Genomic DNA, 16316 nt, shown 5'->3' on the forward strand with positions numbered 1-16316 from the left:
AAAAAATAATTTATTTCTTCGAATACGGCAAGCTCGCTGCTGTAATCGAAATCAATTCCCGCAACCACCCGCGCTCTTCAATCCGATCACCATCAATCACCATCGAAGGCTTCGCTCCTTCCCAAGCACAACCCTCTTGATAATAATCGCCAACAAACTTCTTCCCCGCCTCGGTGATTTTCAAAAACAAAGTATCATCGCAAACAAAACCAACCACCTTTCCGTCGCAATACAAAGCATACTCACCAAACATTTTTCGCGTTCTGATGTCATCCGCTGGATCTAATTGATCCAGAATAAAATCCATGGTTGATTGGCTTGTTGCCATATATTTATTCTTAAATTAAAACTATATACATCATAAAAATATCATAAAATATATAAATAGTCACGACAAATCATTCTTGACATATCTTGCGAATTGTGCTAACATTGTATATTCTACAAAAAGTAGACAGCACATTCAACAATCAATACAACTAAACAATATAAGAAGGAAAGAAATGCTTAAAAAAATCCTAATGATTATAAACGGTGCAAGAAGCAGAGAATCTTTTTTTCTAATCATCGCCTCATTTTTTCCAACGACTGATTGGAGATATAAGCTTATTGAAAAAGCTTACAATGATGCAAAAGACGCTTTTCGCGGCAGATTTCGGGACAGTGGCGACGAAAGATATTTTGAACACATCCGAGCAGTTACTCTTATCCTCATTCTTTATCTGAGGGTTACAAATTACAAACTGATTGTCGCTGCCCTTCTGCATGATATCGTCGAAGATATTCCATCTTGGACAATAGCACGCGTAACAAAAGAATACGGCGAAGAAATTGCAGCATACGTCGACTCACTGACAAAGCCAAGTCATCTCTTTAAAGACAAAGAGAAATGCAACGAAGTTTACCATCGACGATTCGAGAATGCCAGACGAGCATTTTTCCTAATCAAGCTCGCTGATCGACTTCATAATTTGCTAACCCTCTGGGCCTGCTCAAAAGAAAAAAGATTACGAAAGGTAATTGAAACAGAAATTCACTACCTTCCTTATGCCGAAAAGCATTTCATTCTTTATCATGAAATACTAGCGGCTATTGAATCGTTGAAACAAGAAAAAAAGTCCACCAAAAAGAAAACTGTGTAAACAGTAAAGGAGTAAAAATACAAAAGGCATAACCCTGAGAAGTTATGCCTTTTTAATTTACACTAATTATTAATGATTACTTTTTAATTCTAACAAGCGCTGATACTGCCACTCTCGCTCCTTTATAACCCTTGCCAGAACATCGCCTTTTTTAACATTATCTCTAATCGCTGTCGCTGCATAAATCGCCGCCACAATTGCATGACCAGGCGCATGCACCGTCGCCACCGCCTGTCCAGCCGCCCGCGCCGCGGAACGTGCCGCACTATATTCCTCAGCATCGCGCGCCGCTGCATGTGACGCCAGAGACGCCCCACGAATAACAGCCATCTTAAATACACCCGTCTTCACCCACAAACGCCCCACCGCAATCGCCAATCGCGGACGTTTGTCGCCTGTATATTTTTTCTCAAAATAAGGCAACGCCCGCTTCGCGCAATCACACGCCCAAATCACCAAGGTTTTCTTATCCGTTTTCCAGGCCAATGCAGCGATTTGTTCATCTAATTCAGTTTTGACCATTATTGGTTTTTTCATTTTTTTAAATTAATGATTGTGCTACAAAAAAGAAAAAACATGACTATCGTCCGGATGAGAATCTTTTGACAATAACAATACTTCGGAATTGCCAAAATGAAATTGTGTTAAGACATTTTTCCAATCTAGCTTATAGTAGGCAGTATAAATCATTTTACCAATATCTCCATGACAAACCAACAATACGCTTTTGCCATGACCATGATTTGAAACTTTTTCAATTATAATCTTTCCTCGTTCAACAAGATCAGGAAATGTCTCAGCACCTTCCGGATTTAAAAAATAAGTAATTGTGTCGGTCTTAATAATATCGGGAGTACACAATGATTCAATATCTTTGGCCGGCAAACCAGTTAGAACACCAAAATTTCGCTCAATTAATTCCAGCAAAACTTCAGGTTCTTTAACACCAATTGTCGAGGCAATAATTTCTGCCGTCTTTTTTGCTCTTTGCAATGGCGAACAATATATCGCCTCGAAATTCAAACCAGCCTCCTTAATTTCTTTCGCAAGCGCATTCGCCTGCTCAATTCCAAGGTCGGTTAATGGCATATCACGATGACCATTTAAAATACCTTTGATATTGTCTTGGTCTTGACCATGTCTGGCTAAATATATTTTCATAAGTTTTCTTGCGGAGAAGGAGGGATTCGAAAACTACTTTCGTGTTTTCATCAACGTCTTATAAACATTGACTTTGTTTGATATCATTGAGAAGTTAGCGACAAAACAGCTTTCTCAACTGTTCTCAAATACATTAAAATTCTCTAACCATCCTTACTGCTTTGACACAAAGTTTGCCACAATCTGTGATGAACGCAACATTGGAAGTAGTAAGGCGGGGGGGGTTAAAATTCGGAATCAAATATAAAAGGCGGGGGTATTTTATAGTGTATATACACGGCTTAGAAATAAGGATTACAAAGTCTCTTCGTACGACTGCTTGATTATTTCAAAAACGTCATCAACCTCTTTTAATGTTTTTATTTTAATTCTACCCTTATAGCCCCACATGTGGGTGCTTATATCATTTACTATTTTTTTTGGATCGTTATATTTAGGACTTCTAACTAAAACATCTAAAACGGTTTTCCCAAATTCAAATCGGATAAAACTTTTGGTTGTTCGATATGTAATACCAGTTTTCTGATTTGCCACCTCTTCAACCTCTGGCAATGCCTGAATTTTTTCTTGTAATTTATAAAAAATATCTTTTATCTCGTCTGTTGATTTATGTCGGTTGAGATGAAAATTAATATCATAAGCTTCTTCTCCTTCAACTTCTATTTGCACAATATCTTCTTTTAATTTTTTAGACTTATTAGGCATGTAAACATTTTCCAAGTATAAAATGTCCTGATTATACGGCACATATTTAATCAATTCCACACTATCCACTTGCTGAACTGCAATTATAGTCCGCTTGTCGAAGCCTTGAGCTACTAAAATTACACGTGGACTTGTCCAGTTAACCTTTATTTCCCTGCCAAGCTTATCGGCAACCAATAGATCAAAATGTCTTTTATTATTTTTAAGCCAATCAAAATAAAAAAGCCCCTGAACAAAGATGGCATTATCTTGACCCCATTTGTATTCAATAATTACTGGAGAATTAGTTTCATCAAGTGCTAAAGTATCAATTCGCCCATCGGTTGTTGGGTATTCAATCGACAAAAATCTCATACCCAATAACTGCTCAAGATTATCAGCAAAAAAATCCCTTAATTCGGCCTCGTTTTTAAAATGGTTGATATTAGAGTAAACTTGATTGGCTTTTTTGTTTTTGATTTGAAAAATTGGCATAATGTTTTGTTATTATTTCATTATATAAATGACTATTATTTTATACTTAAATTTACAGCAACTTTTGTTGCAATATTTATAATATTTTTAGCAATCACAAATAGGAGAATTTCTTATCACTCAGTAAAATCGCTTAGATTAATAATTAATGGCATAAATGTTTTTATACGTTTATCACTTATTATATTGAATGCCTCCCCCTCTACCACTCAAACATGTCAACAATATTCTCAATCGCGCCCTTGATGCGATCCACAATCCCCTGTCGCTCTAAAATCCTTGGTGCCTTGGGCAGTAAATCAACAATCTCTTGTCCTTGTGGTAATCGTTGCGTGTATAGATATTCACCAATCAGTTGCTCAATCTTTTCAACGGGAATATTTTCCGCTTGGGCGATATTCTTCAATGAGTTCGAGCGCTCACTAGCCCAGAAATCACTAAAGGCTTTTTCAACATTGTCAGACTTGTCGATCTTGGGCAGATTTTCTTCGATAAACTTTCTAATTAAATCTTTCTTCATACGCAGTTTAACATCGCGGTCGAAGATACGCAAAATCTCTTCGGTCTTTTTCTCGCGCACCGCCTTGGAGCTGATATTTTTTAAGCCCGCAATCAGTTGAATAATGTAATCAAAATTAATCACATCGCGCATGGTCAGTTCTAATTCAAAATCAATCTGATCCAAAATCGATTCCACGCTACTGTCGTGGTTTTTTCGTTCCTCGTGAATATCTAAATACTTGCTTTGGTAATCGTAAAATTCCTGCTCGGAGATGCCTAGGTCGGTAAACGAAAACTCAGCGAAGGTTTCGAGTGACGACTTAATGCGCAATAAGTCGCGGAATGATTTTACAAATTCAGCTTTTTCCTCTTCACTCTTTAGAGTGTCGATCGAATCTAGCGTTGGCACTTTCTCTCGCAACTCTACTAGTTTATTTTCAAACTCATTTTTTTGTTCTTCGTATGGCTTTTTAAATACTACTTCTTTCGCATTTTCATCACCAAAAAGTGCCAAGGCTTTGTCGGTGGCTACTTTTAAATTTCTGAATGACACGATATTACCATGTGGCTTATCGGAGTCCAACAATCTGTTCGTTCTGGAATACGCCTGAATCAAGCCATGGTAACGCAAATTTTTATCGACATACAAAGTGTTAAGCCTTGGACTGTCAAAGCCAGTCAAAAACATATTGACCACCAGAATTAAATCAACCTCCTTGTTCTTGATTCGCTTTTGTAAATCGCGGTAATAGTCATAAAATCTATCAGTAGTAAAATTGGTTGAAAATGTCTTGTTATAATCTTTGATACAATCTTCCAAGAAATCGCGTGAGTGTTTATTACCCGCTGTGCCCTCACCTGCGAATACATCCACATCCAGCATGTCAGAGCTGTCATCCTCATTGGCTTGATAGGTAAATATTGTCGCGATTTTAAAATCGTCTGCCTTCTTCTTTTTAAATAATGAATAATATCTTTTCAAAACTTCAATATTAGTTACCGCAAATAGTGCATTAAACTTTCCATTCTTTGTTTTTCGTTTCCAATCCGCCAAGACATAGTCAGCGATCTTATTCAATCGATCATCACTCTCCAAGATTTCTTTTGTATCAATCCCCTCCACCAAGGTCTCGGCAAAAATATCCGCATCCAAAGTGTCAGGATCTTTTTGTGTGTATTTGCCAACATACTCGACAGCGAAGCCAAGCACATTGTCATCAGAGATGGCATGCGTAATAATATAACGATGTAAACACTCGCCAAAAACATCAGCCGTGGTCACTCCACCAACATTATTATCGGCGAATATCGGTGTGCCTGTAAAACCAAAGAGCTGTGCCTTTTTGAAGAATTTTTTAATTCGTCCGTGCGTCTGTCCGAATTGACTACGATGGCATTCATCGAAGATGATTACCACTTTTTCATCGACCAAATAGTCGAATTGCTTTAGATACGCCTCTCGCCCAATGGCAATGTCTAACTTCTGTATAGTAGTCACAATCAATTTTCGATTCTTATCCTTGAGTTGTTTCACCAAGCTCATCGTGTTATCGGTGCCGTCCACTGAGCCATCAGAAAAAGAATTAAATTCTTTCGTCGTTTGAATGTCTAAATCCTTGCGATCCACCACAAATAAAACTTTCTTCACCTCTGGCATCTGTGCCAAAATCTGACTCGCCTTAAACGAGGTCAATGTCTTACCTGATCCAGTCGTATGCCAAATATAGCCATTCTTATCTGACTCACGCACGCGTTCCTCAATCTCTTTAACAGCATAATATTGATAAGGTCGCAGTGTCATGGGAATTTGCAACGATTCAGCTAGCACAATATACTCCGCAATCATTTCCGACACGGTGCATTTTTCCAAGAACGCATCAGCAAACTCATCCAGCTTGGTAATTTTACAGTTATCCGCATCAGTCCAATAAAAAGTCTGCTCGAATGACTGTTTCGGATTGTTAGAAAAATATTTAGTATTTACACCATTAGAAATCACAAAGATCTGCACATACTCAAAAAGCGTTCCCGTAAACGAGTGCTTATGATACCGCTGAATCTGATTAAAAGCCTCCTTCATCTCCACCCCTCGGCGCTTGAGCTCAATATGCACCAATGGCAAGCCATTAACGAGCAAAGTCACATCGTAGCGATTTTCATATCGTCCAACTTGAGTGATTTGATTGGTTACTTGGTATTCATTCTTACACCATTGATCCATATTAAAAAACCGCACATAAAAAGTGCTCTCATCGTCACGAGCTAACGCAAATCGGTCTCGCAATATTTTCGCTTTTTGAAAACGATCGCCTTTGTTTAGGTGATTCAATATGCGAGTGAACTCGGCATCGGAAAATACTGCTTGATTAAACAACTCTAACTGAGCGCGAAGATTTAGCATCAACGCGTCGTTGTCTTCAATGACAACGCCAGCAAAGCCTAGACGGTTTAGTTGCTCAATTAATGTTTTTTCTAGTTGTTGTTCGGATTGGTGGGTCATAAATTATTGTTAACATATCTCAGTAGCAATCCCGTTTGGTATATTAAAAATTCATTTTCAGAATCATTAATTTCACCATCGTTGTGCTTACTATTTTCATTAAAATATGTATCAAGATAATTAAAAATTGATCCAATTATATTTCGCACTTGTGCATCGCGTCCATCTGTTTTTAATTTTTTTTGTAATTCCAGAATATTGGCATTTAACCCTCTTGTATTTTTCATTACATATTTCAAAAACTCTTCCAAAGTCCTACGAAGACTATCTGCTGATTTTATATAATTTTTTGCTTGATAAAATTTTAATGCCTGGACAAAATGATCAGCGCTATTACTCTTTAAAAATGACAGAGGATGATCAACTAATTTGTCGTCAAGAACTTCTTCACCTTTTGGATATAAAATAACATCATCACCTGCGACCGTAATTGATAAATTTATGTCTGAATAATTAACTGCATCTAAAACTTTATCGTAAAGTATACTTCTGCTATATATATCACGACGATCATATCCAGTTCGTGATGATATTTCTAATGAAAAGATCAACTCAATTAGACGATAAAATTCTTTTTCACTATTTTCCTGATATAGCCGATTTTCTATGTTTTTACTCCACACACGATCCCCAAAGGTTTCGCTTTTCCACACTTCTTCAATTCCGTAATACTGGCAAAACAAAGAAACACTTTCTTTGCTCACATAACTATCAATATTCTTAAAAATATTTAAAATTCTTGTCTTGAATTTTTTAAATGCCTCCTCGTAAGATTCTGAGGATTCGACACTCCACCTTTTATTAAATTTCTCCATTCGTTCTCTTAGATTCATATTATTTATTTCAACAACCATCTGACCACCTCACCCACACTCTCTAGATTGAGCGATGCGTTGTTTGTTTTAATTATTATTCCAACCAAATTAAATGCAAAATATCGTGAATCTTATATATTAAAATAGTGCCTGTTGGTTATCACAAGCCGTTTCTTGTTTTTTTGCTGGCTTTATTTTATGCACAATTTGATCTTTGTTATAACTTTTTACCTCTTTTATATAAATACCTCTGTTCTGAAATACATTTCCCTTTAACTCTCCAGAAATATCGAAAACTATCCGCATATTATCCTTCACGGCAAATGCTCGCTCTTTGTTAGAAATTTGATCTTTAAAATCAGAATCTTGCATATAAAATTCAATATCATCACCATCTCTTAAAACAGATATTTCATTATAAAAAATATTATCACCATAGTATGTGCCTCTCCATGGTATCCCCTTACCCTCTTTCTTCTGCCGAACTACTGGCGAAATTAACTCAACAACCCCCTCTATATTTTCTCTAAAATACTTAGCATCTAGAATTGGTTCAATATATTTAACAAAATCATTTCGCTCAATCATTTTAGAAAAAACTTGCTCACTTTGGGCATTCTTTAGAATGGTTTCGTTATTTTTTATCATACCATCCCTGTTAAGCGTATTATAAAAATTGTTTTTTCTTTTTTTTAAAATTATGTTTCCACAAACCTCTAGAATCTTTTCTTGAGGAATGTTTTCTACTTCATAATTATTGTTTAAATCCTCTAATTGTTTCTGTAATTCTAAACATTTAACAGTATCATCGATAACCCACAAGCGACTGTCGTGTATGTGCGTCTCATGCACATCTCTATAATTAAGGTAACCAAGAACCAAACCACCGATAGTCATAACTGTTCCGACGGACACTCCTATTTTATTTTTTTTTACAAATTTTACAATGTCCTTATATGACCCTGGCTCAGGAGGTAACAGATAAATATTAAAAACATCGTCTGGAAATAAAATTTCTGACATCTCGCGAATCATCACGACAAGATCTTCGGAGCATTTATTTCTAGTATCCGCCTTAATAAAATGCTCAGAAACTCCGAAATGCGTTTCGATTATAATAAAATCTTCAATTTTAATCTCATCCAAATTCTTCATACGCCACTATTACACAAACAATCCCTGCATCAACCCCTTCTTCCACCCCTCAGCCTTTGCGATCTGTTGTTGCTTAGATTCTATTAAGTTATCGATTGATGTTAAAAAATCAGCTATTTTTTGTTGTTCAAGAATAGATGGAAATGAAAATTTAATTTTAATCATTTGTGACACCTTAACACTTGGCTGAACACCACCCATTTCAATTCTTTTAAACTGATGATTATTTCTCTTTTCCGTGAGCAAATAAAACATGAAGTTAGGATTCTCATTTTTAAAACGAAGCCCTACGATATTTTGAGCGACAACAGATTGTTTATCTCCTCTATAACAAGAACATAACGCAGTCGCGCCAACAGTCGAAAACAAAATATCATTCGGTTGTAAATATTTTCTAAACCAACTACTGAATGTTTTTTCGCTTACATATTTACTAACCCTAGAATAGTCCACAAACTTTCCCCCTAAAGAATTTACCTCCAATAGGGGTATTCCAGATGATTCAATTGGTGGCGTCTTTCCGCGATTATCAATAACAATATTTAAAACATCGCCAAATCTTTTCCTGCTCCACTCACCAAATATCAATCCGTCTTCGCCTATAAACCGAACCTCTTGCGAAAATATCTTCTTAATAATTCCTTTCCTATAACCAGCCAAAGCCTCTTTTTGCGCACGCAAATTTTCAATCCATCCATCTACTACCAAAAAATAGTTGGCAATTTTTTGTTGCTCTGACAAGGACGGAAATAAAACCCTCACAGAACCAAGATCATCTTGACCAATAGTTGTCATCGTTGCCGTCTTACCACGCGAAACTAATTGACGACGAATATTATTAATTTTCAGAAGTCTATCTAAAAACTTTGGAAATATCACACTACTATCAGGTCTCATTCTAATGATGTGTCCGTCAAATGTTATATCATTTTCATCACTGTTTAAAATGTTAGAATAAGCTATACCCTCCTTAACCAAAGATGACCGAGTAAAGAAAATATCCCCAGCAACAGCCTTGTTTCTATTAAATTCTTCACTACTCAACTCGACTCTTGTTAAATTTTTGACATTAATCTCCGTCCCAGAATACATATCTTTAACATTAATAAGTCTATAACCCGATCCAACTTTGCCAGGATCATTAAATACACCATTACTAAAACCACCCAGTTTGAGATCTTTCAATCTCCTCTCATCCCATGCACCAAAAAAACCCGAAAATCTCAACTTCGGAATTCTTTGCGCTTCTGATTGTTTAGTTTTTATTGGCATATTATTTTTAGTTACCAAAGCTTGTTCTTCTCGTCTTTCAACGATCTCAATCGCTCTACGAGCTTATACACCAATGTTGACGGATCTCTTTTTATATAAGAAGAGACTCCTTGATCATTAAAATCTTTTTCCAGTCTTTTCGCATTTTTAATAGCCACCTGCTCCTTGTCTTTTACAAGTTCATAAACATCGAAACTACTTTTCTTGTTATATTTTTTACCGAGTAGCTCTGACAACTTTTTCTCATACTGTCTTCGACCAATGGCAGTGTTTAAAAATTCAAAGTGAAGAATAAACCACAGCTCAAAACATTCATTGGAATAAGCCACATTTATACCATTATCTATAGCTAATTTTATAGATTTATCAAAATGCTCATGATCGTCCCTGTCAAAAACAACCCACCACTCAGTTGCAACATCTTCATCACTACCTTCCTCCTGTTTCATTTTAAGCACCGACTCTACCAATGGCAAAGTATGATCACCAAGACCCCAAACAACTATATCAATCTCGCTCATTCGCAATTCATCCCTGATTGAATTAAAATATTTCGGCTCCGTGTTTATGCCCTCAGTAAAAATCTTAATAACTGTATGCGGTTTGCGAATATTTATTTTTCTTGGAAATTTAGACATAATCTATTTCTTAGTGCTATGAATAAAAGGCAATGCGCCAAATCGCCCTTCGAGATATTTCTTTGAAAATTCCGTATCATTTCTAATATCAAACTCAGCCAAAGAAAATAATTTAGCGGAACCGAATTCATCTTTCTCGGTAAACCAAAACTGATCCTTAATAAACTCCCCTTTGTTTGCGAGCAGGCTGGTGTCATGTGTTGTAACGATAAGTTGGGCGTTGTTCTTGTTTATATCTTTTGACTCAAAGAGATTAACAATAAACTTGGTAAGTATCGGATGAAGACTATTGTCAAACTCATCAATAAACAAAACCTTGCCACCATCAAGCGTATCAATTATCGGACCAAGCGCGGAAAGAAACTTCTTTGTGCCTTCTGACTCTGCATCAATTAAAATCTCGAACGATCCTGATCTATTATTTTTGGCGTCATAAACTGGATGCTCAAAAAATAAAGCATTGCCCTTTTCTACTCGCTTCGTTGCAGAAAACCCCTCTTGACCATCTTTGATGTCAACAGCGCTAACATCAACCTCCTCCACTCTCCCATTGGAAATGCAAAAATCAGCAGTCCTTAAATATTCAAGAATCTTTTCTTTGTAAACCGCATCCTCTTTAAACTTTTTCACGGTAAAGTTTTGATAATTTCCAGGTATAATTCCAGAGATAATATTTATACTCTTTAGAGCCTCTAAAAAATTTAAAGCGAGCGTGCTATTAAACTGAGCCGCCATTGATAAGAACAAAGTGTCCTTACGAGTTCTGTCGCGAATCATTTCAACATCTTTAAATTCTTTTCCAATTTTTATTTCTTGTTCGTTTCGCGAAATATACATTTTTACCGACCCAGACGACGATATCTTAACTAAATCCTCTGAGACAACACGATCATGCATGATTGAGAAATTATATCGATACGCCCCTTCATTAATTCCATCAATAGAAAAAACTAACTCAAAAAAAATCGGACTTTCTCTGTTTTCCTTATTTCCCATAAAAGGAGAATAAGGAAGCATGGAATTCTCTTGTATATTTGCAGAAAATGATACAATACTCTTAAAAAAAATAAGCGCCTCTAACAGTGTGCTTTTACCAGAAGCGTTTGGTCCATAAATAAACGATGTTTTAAGAAGATTCTCACCGTTATCTTTAAAGGTGTGCTTATCATTTTTCTGCGCAACTGTAGAAAAAGTAACCTTATTTTTAAAGGTTTTAAAATTTTGCACCGAAAACTCAATAATTGAAATTTGCATATATTTTACATAATATTAATAATTACATATAAACATTATACATAAATTAATAAAAATTGCAAGTTTTTTACATTTTCTGTTATTTTAATCCATTTCTTTACCCTTGACTGATTATCTGAATAATATATAATATAAATATCAATACCTGTCACGCCTCTTAACAATGCGAAACCGACAGGTTTTTTTGCGTTTAGAACGGCTTGCCAATTCCCAGCTCATCGCAAAACTCCGCAATCTTATTTTGCAAACCAATCTCATTAGCATTCAATTTCCTCAGGCTCTCTGCCACCGCTTCAATATCAATTACCTCCTCCTCTTCAAAAGTATCCACATAGCGTGGAATATTCAAATTGTATTCATTCTCACGAATCTCCTCCATTGTTGCCCGATGGGAGTATTTCTCGATCTCTTTGCGCTCTTTGTAGGTCACAAAAATCTTCGCAATGTTATCATCAGTCAATTTGTTTTGATTCTTTTCTTTTACAAAATCTTTAGACGCATCAATAAACAGAATACCCTCGTCATCACGACGGCATTTCTTAAACACCAACACAGTAGCAGGGATTGAAGTGCCATAAAAAAGATTAGCGGGCAAACCAATTACGGCATCGAGGTAGTTTTGTTTTTCAATGATATGCTTGCGAATATGCCCCTCAGCTCCAGAGCGAAACAAGGCGCCATGTGGTAACACAACAGCCATAGTGCCATTATCCGCCAAGTGGTAAAGCATGTGCGTCACAAAAGCGTAATCAGCCGCACTTTTTGGCGCTAGTCGTCCGTATTGTGAGAATCTGTCGTCATGAGCTAGTTGCGGATCAGTGTCGCCCTTCCATTGAGCCGAGAACGGTGGATTGGCTACTATTGCCTCAGCTTTAAGATCGGCGTGCATATCCTCTTTGAGCGTATCACCGTGGCGAATATCGAAATGGTCGAAGTGAACGCCATGCAAGATCATGTTCATGCGAGCCAAATTGTAAGTCGTTGGGTTTTGTTCTTGACCGAAATAACTAACCACATCAGTGTAGTCACCGATACGAAGCAAGAGTGAGCCAGAGCCACAAGTCGGATCATAGACAGACTTAATTCGTTTCTTGTCTTGAGACACAATCTGAGCCAACAGCCGAGAGATTTGGGCAGGGGTATAAAACTCACCGCCTTTCTTGCCAGCACCAGCAGCGAATTCGCCGATCAGGTATTCATAGGCATCACCAAGTAAGTCACTCTTAGTGTCTTCCAGCTTGAAATCTATACCACTGAGCAAAGACAACACCTCAACTACCACTTCATTCTTTTGATTTTCACGAGCACCTAGCTTGGTCGAAGTTAAATCCATATCATCAAACAAACCCTTAAAATCATCTTCACTTGCTGTGCCTGCTGATGTTTTCTCAATGTCATTGAGAACATTTTTAAGATCCTCCAAGATAAATGTGTTCTCACCTTTTATCTCACCCTTGCCCTTTTTAACCAGATAAGAAAAAAGCTCGGTTGGCTTTAAGAAAAAACCGAGATGACCGATACAGCCAGTTTTAACATGTTCCAAGTAAGTCTTTCCATCCTTAGTATTTTCTTTTATTTCCGCAAATTTAAAATCCTCACTCGCCAAAAGTTTTTCATCAACATAACGCTCCAACTTCTCCGATAGATACTTGTAAAAAATAAAACCAAGAATATAATTCTTGTATTCATCAGCATTCATCTTACCACGGAGCACATTTGCCACGCCCCACAGTTGCTTTTCAAGTAGTCTTTTTTGTTCTTCTGACATAGTTTATTAGTTAAAGTTAGAGATAATAAAACATTAACGATATATTAAAATTTTACTCCAGTATTAGAGTAAAGTCAATTTCTTATTTAACACTTATTTAATACTTATTGAACAAATAAAGAGCTAATAAATAAAAAAATAACACGAAATTTTACATGGTTCGTGCTATTATTAGTGCGAATAGAATATCCGAAGATGCATTCTTTTTTCGAATTGGTTTTTATACAGAGGTCTTGCTTAGCAATACGGCATTAGTATCATAAGCATTCCAATAGAGATGGGTTGTAATAAGTACTAGCAGATCAAATCCCAAGGCTTCAAGTGAAAATAAATTAGTAGGATTGGTATATAAATCATAAAAACTATAGGCCATTAAAATTGGCATCGCACATAAAAAAAGCAAATTAAGCCATCGTCTCTTTGGTAATTTTTGAGCGACCATATAAGCAAGCATGGTTGATAATATTATAAACGATGACAATGACTCAATCTGTGCATCAAGACCATGTTGCTCAACGAGAGATAATATTAACAGAGATAATGATACAAGAACACCGCACGCTAAACACGAGGCAATAAAATAATAAGTTGTCCAAAAGCTTAATTCAGCTATTTTTTGTAGTTTCATAATTTTTGTTTTAGCTATTTAAATTTTAAATAAAAAGTCATCGCCATTTTCTATATATTGATATAACACAAAACCAATACCCAATAATACGGCAACACTACTTATTGTAAGAATATTAAAACCAAGGTCAAAATAATAAACATAAGTAATAAAGTTAAACAAGATTACTGCCAAGGATATTGATAATACAAAGGCTATACCAATAATTTTTCTAAACATTGGGGCTACTCGCAAACTAAGATACATGGCCAACGCACCTGATATACCTGGACCGAATAACTCTTTAAAGAAAATTCTATTAAAATTCATGCCTTCCGTAATGAATAGATTTTGAATAAACATGAGAGCTGACGTCAATAAACCAATAACAAAAATACTAACAATAAAAACTACCACAAACACTGGCAAAATGGCAATAAAGCGAAAAATTATTTTCCAAATATTTAATTCCCACAGTTTTTTTAATTTCATAATTTTTGTTTTAGTTATTTGAATTAATTTTATTATTTAATTATCAGCTTTTTTTAATTTCATGATTTCGATTTAATGCAAATTTATTTACAAGAATGTAAAAAAATACAATTATCAAAAGCAACAAAAATTCATTTACTATTATATTGCCCCAGTTTTTTTTATATTCATACTCCACTCGCCAATTTTTCTCCCAAGGTTTATGAAGATATATAATATCGATATTATTTACTGTTTTTAACAATATAGCCCCATATGATATATTATCAAAGTCGCTACATTCCTTGCTAATCTTTTGCTCCTCTAATTTCTGCATCTCCTTTGCCATGTTATAACTATTTTTTCTAGGACTTCCACTTTCTTCAAGAAATTTTTCCCTAAAGAATTCTAGCATATATGAATATTTATATAATTTCTTTCCATTGTCGCAGGTAATATTTTCAAAATTATCAACGCTCTTAGCCATTTGTGTATATTTTTTAAATATATAGACAGTTCCTAATAAAAAAACAATGGCTAGCAATGCAAATATCGACTTATTGATTATTTTATTTTTTTTCTTAATTTCTGTATTATCAAATATATACATGATTTTAATTTTATATATTTTTATTATTTAGATTTTCTCCATCCAGCTTCAACCGCCTCATCTTCACCACAAAACCAACTCTCGCCCCTCAATTCATCAATTTTAGTTTTGCTATAATAATTGTCACCTATCAAATGGTAAATTTTTTCACCAGTCTTTGAAATGTTGCCCTTAATATTGCACCATGGCTTAAACCAAAAAACTTGAGCAGAAACAATTACAACCAAAACAAAAATACCAGCAAAAATATATTTCATTTTATTATTATAAAAAAAAGACCGTAATAAATCCGTATTACGGTTAGCCTGGCTTAATATTGGCAAAGATTCTTTTTCTATCTTTTTAACTACTCCATCAATTCGATAAATCTTATTTTCATATTTCACAATCTCAGCACCTATGATCGTATTGATTTTATATCTGTACTGTCGAATGTGATCCTCGTCATAATCTTTCGCCCTATCTAGCTCGTCACCTATCTCAGAAATATTTGCCGATCCGTGTTTACACAAAAAAATTAGAACGCGAAAAGCATTGCCAGTTAAACAAAGCTCTTTGTCATTCTCGTCAACTATAGTTTTTAACACTTCATTTAGCGCAAAGTGCTTGTGCTTGTAGATCATTTATTGTGCATTATGTCGAGATAATTTTTGATAAAAAAACGGACACCCGACCTGCAAAAAAATACAATTGGTATCCGTGAAGATCCCGCATGCGTTTTTGGTCGGAGTGTCCGTTCCTGCGCGCATACGAAGAAATAATGCCAAAATGGCACTAATATTAAATCTTCACGATTATGAAATTGTATTTTTTTGCATTTTAATTATACCATGACTACAAAAATTTACAATACACTTTGAGAGTTATTCATCACAATAACAAGACCAAAAAAATATTCATACCAATATCATTAAAAAACCCAGCAAATATACTAGTTGACTTTCTATAAAATATGTGCTATAATATATAATATAAAATGATAGAATTCGCATCATATAGACTCAATTAAAAACATTTAGCATTAAATCTTATTTATCAAATGAACAAACAGACAATTTCAAAATTTTGAACAGAGCACTCCAAGAACAGTTACCGTTCTGATTCTTACTTGTCCATCAACGATTGATCAATAACAAATCAAATTAATATACACATCCGATGATCCCCTCCCCGCGAGATTATGGATGTTTTTTTATATCCAAAAAATATCTTACCAGCAAATCCAACGAGGATACTGCAAATT

The 16316-nt window shown here is 35.3% G+C and carries 16 protein-coding genes; 1 reads left to right on the forward strand and 15 read right to left on the reverse strand.

Annotated features, from left to right (window positions below; genetic code table 11):
* Positions 1–10: 10 nt before the first annotated feature.
* The gene (locus KKD45_04670) at positions 11–328 is read right to left on the reverse strand and encodes a TfoX/Sxy family protein (protein ID MBU4309783.1); all 318 of its coding nucleotides are present in this window, start codon (positions 326–328) and stop codon (positions 11–13) included.
* Between the two features lie 175 nt (positions 329–503).
* Here KKD45_04670 and KKD45_04675 point away from each other — a divergent pair, with 175 nt between their 5' ends.
* Entirely contained in the window at positions 504–1142 is a 639-nt protein-coding gene (locus KKD45_04675; GenBank protein MBU4309784.1) for an HD domain-containing protein, read from the forward strand.
* A 69-nt stretch (positions 1143–1211) separates the two neighbouring features.
* On the opposite strand, the gene KKD45_04680 is transcribed toward KKD45_04675, so the two are convergent.
* The 14 genes from KKD45_04680 to KKD45_04745 all read right to left on the reverse strand — a co-directional run bounded on the left by KKD45_04680 (position 1212) and on the right by KKD45_04745 (position 15330).
* The gene (locus KKD45_04680) at positions 1212–1679 is read right to left on the reverse strand and encodes a hypothetical protein (GenBank protein ID MBU4309785.1); all 468 of its coding nucleotides are present in this window, start codon (positions 1677–1679) and stop codon (positions 1212–1214) included.
* 21 nt (positions 1680–1700) lie between these two features.
* Positions 1701–2303 carry a histidine phosphatase family protein gene (locus tag KKD45_04685; GenBank protein MBU4309786.1) on the reverse strand — a complete coding sequence of 201 codons (603 nt, stop codon included), beginning with the start codon at positions 2301–2303 and terminating at the stop codon, positions 1701–1703.
* Between the two features lie 294 nt (positions 2304–2597).
* Complete coding sequence (locus tag KKD45_04690) at positions 2598–3482, reverse strand: DUF91 domain-containing protein (protein MBU4309787.1); 885 nt, start codon at positions 3480–3482, stop codon at positions 2598–2600.
* A gap of 202 nt (positions 3483–3684) precedes the next feature.
* Positions 3685–6483, reverse strand: a complete 2799-nt coding sequence (locus KKD45_04695; protein ID MBU4309788.1) for a type I restriction endonuclease subunit R — start codon at positions 6481–6483, stop codon at positions 3685–3687.
* Positions 6480–7316 (reverse strand): hypothetical protein, encoded by an 837-nt coding sequence (locus tag KKD45_04700; GenBank protein ID MBU4309789.1) that lies wholly within the window; start codon positions 7314–7316, stop codon positions 6480–6482. The genes KKD45_04695 and KKD45_04700 overlap by 4 nt, the downstream gene beginning before the upstream one ends.
* Positions 7317–7436: 120 nt before the next feature.
* Entirely contained in the window at positions 7437–8444 is a 1008-nt protein-coding gene (locus tag KKD45_04705; GenBank protein ID MBU4309790.1) for a hypothetical protein, read from the reverse strand.
* Between the two features lie 18 nt (positions 8445–8462).
* Positions 8463–9725 carry a restriction endonuclease subunit S gene (locus KKD45_04710; protein ID MBU4309791.1) on the reverse strand — a complete coding sequence of 421 codons (1263 nt, stop codon included), beginning with the start codon at positions 9723–9725 and terminating at the stop codon, positions 8463–8465.
* An 11-nt stretch (positions 9726–9736) separates the two neighbouring features.
* Positions 9737–10363, reverse strand: a complete 627-nt coding sequence (locus tag KKD45_04715; protein ID MBU4309792.1) for an RloB family protein — start codon at positions 10361–10363, stop codon at positions 9737–9739.
* A gap of 3 nt (positions 10364–10366) precedes the next feature.
* Entirely contained in the window at positions 10367–11617 is a 1251-nt protein-coding gene (locus KKD45_04720) for an ATP-binding protein (GenBank protein MBU4309793.1), read from the reverse strand.
* A 190-nt stretch (positions 11618–11807) separates the two neighbouring features.
* On the reverse strand, positions 11808–13385 hold the full coding sequence (locus KKD45_04725) for a type I restriction-modification system subunit M (GenBank protein ID MBU4309794.1): 1578 nt from the start codon (positions 13383–13385) through the stop codon (positions 11808–11810).
* A gap of 220 nt (positions 13386–13605) precedes the next feature.
* Positions 13606–14013 (reverse strand): hypothetical protein, encoded by a 408-nt coding sequence (locus KKD45_04730; protein ID MBU4309795.1) that lies wholly within the window; start codon positions 14011–14013, stop codon positions 13606–13608.
* A gap of 18 nt (positions 14014–14031) precedes the next feature.
* Positions 14032–14484, reverse strand: a complete 453-nt coding sequence (locus KKD45_04735; GenBank protein ID MBU4309796.1) for a hypothetical protein — start codon at positions 14482–14484, stop codon at positions 14032–14034.
* A 43-nt stretch (positions 14485–14527) separates the two neighbouring features.
* On the reverse strand, positions 14528–15073 hold the full coding sequence (locus KKD45_04740) for a hypothetical protein (GenBank protein MBU4309797.1): 546 nt from the start codon (positions 15071–15073) through the stop codon (positions 14528–14530).
* Positions 15074–15096: 23 nt separating this feature from the next.
* The gene (locus tag KKD45_04745; GenBank protein MBU4309798.1) at positions 15097–15330 is read right to left on the reverse strand and encodes a hypothetical protein; all 234 of its coding nucleotides are present in this window, start codon (positions 15328–15330) and stop codon (positions 15097–15099) included.
* Positions 15331–16316 lie beyond the last annotated feature (986 nt).

This window comes from Patescibacteria group bacterium (assembly GCA_018897195.1).
GTDB lineage: Bacteria > Patescibacteriota > Patescibacteriia > Patescibacteriales > UBA12075 > JAHILH01.

Bases quoted from the DNA above. Each gene is read 5' to 3' on its own strand.
- KKD45_04725 (MBU4309794.1), bottom strand. From the start codon at position 13,385: ATGTCAGAAGAACAAAAAAGACTACTTGAAAAGCAACTGTGGGGCGTG.
- KKD45_04690 (MBU4309787.1), bottom strand. From the start codon at position 3,482: ATGCCAATTTTTCAAATCAAAAACAAAAAAGCCAATCAAGTTTACTCT.
- KKD45_04720 (MBU4309793.1), bottom strand. From the start codon at position 11,617: ATGCAAATTTCAATTATTGAGTTTTCGGTGCAAAATTTTAAAACCTTT.
- KKD45_04695 (MBU4309788.1), bottom strand. From the start codon at position 6,483: ATGACCCACCAATCCGAACAACAACTAGAAAAAACATTAATTGAGCAA.
- KKD45_04675 (MBU4309784.1), top strand. From the start codon at position 504: ATGCTTAAAAAAATCCTAATGATTATAAACGGTGCAAGAAGCAGAGAA.
- KKD45_04670 (MBU4309783.1), bottom strand. From the start codon at position 328: ATGGCAACAAGCCAATCAACCATGGATTTTATTCTGGATCAATTAGAT.
- KKD45_04680 (MBU4309785.1), bottom strand. From the start codon at position 1,679: ATGAAAAAACCAATAATGGTCAAAACTGAATTAGATGAACAAATCGCT.
- KKD45_04685 (MBU4309786.1), bottom strand. From the start codon at position 2,303: ATGAAAATATATTTAGCCAGACATGGTCAAGACCAAGACAATATCAAA.
- KKD45_04745 (MBU4309798.1), bottom strand. From the start codon at position 15,330: ATGAAATATATTTTTGCTGGTATTTTTGTTTTGGTTGTAATTGTTTCT.
- KKD45_04715 (MBU4309792.1), bottom strand. From the start codon at position 10,363: ATGTCTAAATTTCCAAGAAAAATAAATATTCGCAAACCGCATACAGTT.
- KKD45_04740 (MBU4309797.1), bottom strand. From the start codon at position 15,073: ATGTATATATTTGATAATACAGAAATTAAGAAAAAAAATAAAATAATC.
- KKD45_04730 (MBU4309795.1), bottom strand. From the start codon at position 14,013: ATGAAACTACAAAAAATAGCTGAATTAAGCTTTTGGACAACTTATTAT.
- KKD45_04735 (MBU4309796.1), bottom strand. From the start codon at position 14,484: ATGAAATTAAAAAAACTGTGGGAATTAAATATTTGGAAAATAATTTTT.
- KKD45_04710 (MBU4309791.1), bottom strand. From the start codon at position 9,725: ATGCCAATAAAAACTAAACAATCAGAAGCGCAAAGAATTCCGAAGTTG.
- KKD45_04700 (MBU4309789.1), bottom strand. From the start codon at position 7,316: ATGAATCTAAGAGAACGAATGGAGAAATTTAATAAAAGGTGGAGTGTC.